This window comes from Shewanella benthica KT99 (assembly GCF_000172075.1).
GTDB lineage: Bacteria > Pseudomonadota > Gammaproteobacteria > Enterobacterales > Shewanellaceae > Shewanella > Shewanella benthica_A.
This window is the reverse complement of the sequence record NZ_ABIC01000091.1, coordinates 1-2,717: the sequence shown is the minus strand read 5'-3', so window position 1 is coordinate 2,717 and position 2,717 is coordinate 1. Positions and strand designations below refer to the sequence as shown.

The window sequence follows — 2,717 nt, the reverse complement described above, 5'->3', positions numbered from 1 at the left end:
TTGGTAGAATTGCATCCGTGCATTTCTTACACACAGCACATCCGTGTGCTTGAGTGTTCACACAGATTACTTGATAGAAGAAAGAGCAAAAATATACGTGTCTGTTTAGACGACGTACTCTTGTTTAAAGCAATAGCGATAAATAAGGTTGCAAGTATAAATGGGTCTGTAGCTCAGCTGGTTAGAGCGCACCCCTGATAAGGGTGAGGTCGGTGGTTCAAGTCCACTCTGACCCACCAAATCTTTGTGTTACTACGTTATGTAGTTCGTCGTTTAGCAGGCTAAACGTCCTCACTACATGCCTTGTTACACTCGATTTGGTAATAACTTAGCAATAAGTAAGCGTATATATTTTGTTTGACAGCATGTAAATGGGGCTATAGCTCAGCTGGGAGAGCACCTGCCTTGCACGCAGGGGGTCTGCGGTTCGATCCCGCATAGCTCCACCATTTATTTGTTGGTTTTACTTGATTGTTTAGAACGCAGTTTAAAAACTAGGTTCGATCACTGTCATGTAGCTCCAGCATTTGCTTGCATTTTTGCTGAAATTGTAAGCCATGCATATGGATAGAGATGCCAAAGATAATGAAAGAATTATCTTTGGCTTTTTTAAGCCCGTTCTTTAAAAATTTGGAAAGCTGATAGTGTTAATGTGAAAGGGATAGCGACTTACTTGTAAGTTGTTATTAATAGCATTAGCGCGAAAAATAAATAATTGAGTTCTCAAACACTTAAATCAAGTGCTGGAGCATAGACCTTTAGTTAGGAAAGTGCTTCAAGAGTATTCTTTTGGCGAAAGTAAACACCATTAGTTGCGATACAACTATCGTTGTTCGAAGAGAAATCTTTGGATAACAGCAAAGTTTAACGCGCAGCTAGTCATGTTAATGTCGAAGCGGTGAATTGAACGAGAAGGGCGTGTAGCTTGCTACATAACCGCCGAGTGAGATCCACAATAAAGACAATGACCTGAATAGCAAGCGAACTAGACCTATGTGGGTTGTATGGTTAAGTGACTAAGCGTATACGGTGGATGCCTTGGCAGTCAGAGGCGATGAAGGACGTAGTAACTTGCGAAAAGCGTTGGCGAGCTAGTAACAAGCATTTGAGCTAACGATGTCCGAATGGGGAAACCCACTCACATAAGTGAGTATCATATACTGAATACATAGGTATATGAGGCAAACCCGGGGAACTGAAACATCTAAGTACCCGGAGGAACAGAAATCAACCGAGATTCCCCTAGTAGCGGCGAGCGAACGGGGATTAGCCCTTAAGTCTATGGGGTGTTAGTGGAATGAGTTGGAAAGCTCAGCGGCACAGGGTGATAGCCCCGTACATGAAAACTAACCATAGATGAAAACGAGTAGGACGGGACACGTGACATCTTGTCTGAACATGGGGGGACCATCCTCCAAGGCTAAATACTCCTGACTGACCGATAGTGAACCAGTACCGTGAGGGAAAGGCGAAAAGAACCCCTGTGAGGGGAGTGAAATAGAACCTGAAACCGTATACGTACAAGCAGTGGGAGCGGTTCCATTCTTCGGAATAAGAGACCGTGACTGCGTACCTTTTGTATAATGGGTCAGCGACTTACATTTTGTAGCGAGGTTAAGCGAATAGCGGAGCCGTAGGGAAACCGAGTGTTAACTGCGCGTATCTTTAGTTAGAGAAGTTGCAAGGTGTAGACCCGAAACCCGGTGATCTATCCATGGGCAGGTTGAAGGTTGAGTAACATCAACTGGAGGACCGAACCGACTTATGTTGAAAAATGAGCGGATGACTTGTGGATGGGGGTGAAAGGCCAATCAAACCGGGAGATATCTGGTTCTCCTCGAAAGCTATTTAGGTAGCGCCTCGAGCGAATACCATTGGGGGTAGAGCACTGTTAAGGCTAGGGGGTCATCCCGACTTACCAACCCTTTGCAAACTCCGAATACCAATGAGTACTACTCGGGAGACACACGGCGGGTGCTAACGTCCGTCGTGGAAAGGGAAACAACCCAGACCATCAGCTAAGGTCCCAAAGTTATTGCTAAGTGGGAAACGATGTGGGAAGGCTTAGACAGCTAGGATGTTGGCTTAGAAGCAGCCATCATTTAAAGAAAGCGTAATAGCTCACTAGTCGAGTCGGCCTGCGCGGAAGATTTAACGGGGCTAAGCAATACACCGAAGCTATGGGTTTGCTAGTTTACTGGCAAGCGGTAGAGGAGCGTTCTGTAAGCCGTTGAAGGCGAAGGGGTAACCCACGCTGGAGGTATCAGAAGTGCGAATGCTGACATGAGTAACGATAAAGGGAGTGAAAAACTCCCTCGCCGAAAGACCAAGGTTTCCTGTCCAATGTTAATCAGGGCAGGGTAAGTCGACCCCTAAGGTGAGGCCGAAAGGCGTAATCGATGGGAAACAGGTTAATATTCCTGTACTTCTGCTAACTGCGATGGAGAGACGGAGAAGGCTAGGCTAGCGCGGCGTTGGTTGTCCGCGTTTAAGGTTGTAGGTTGTATTCTTAGGCAAATCCGGGGATACGCATTAAATTGCAAGACTGAGGACTGATGACGAGACCCTAAGGGGTTGAAGTAGTTGATGCCATGCTTCCAGGAAAATCTTCTAAGCTTCAGGTTAGTAGGAATCGTACCCCAAACCGACACAGGTGGTTGGGTAGAGAATACCAAGGCGCTTGAGAGAACTCGGCTGAAGGAACTAGGCAAAATGGT

Annotated in this window: 2 tRNA genes and 1 rRNA gene; all 3 read left to right on the top strand. The window is 46.1% G+C overall.

Going from position 1 to position 2,717, the window contains the following annotated elements:
* Nucleotides 1–162: 162 nt before the first annotated feature.
* Nucleotides 163–239 (top strand) — tRNA-Ile (locus KT99_RS19575).
* Nucleotides 240–373: 134 nt separating this feature from the next.
* Nucleotides 374–449 (top strand) — tRNA-Ala (locus KT99_RS19570).
* A 557-nt stretch (nucleotides 450–1,006) separates the two neighbouring features.
* A 23S ribosomal RNA gene (locus tag KT99_RS19565) occupies nucleotides 1,007–2,717 on the top strand; the annotation flags it as partial.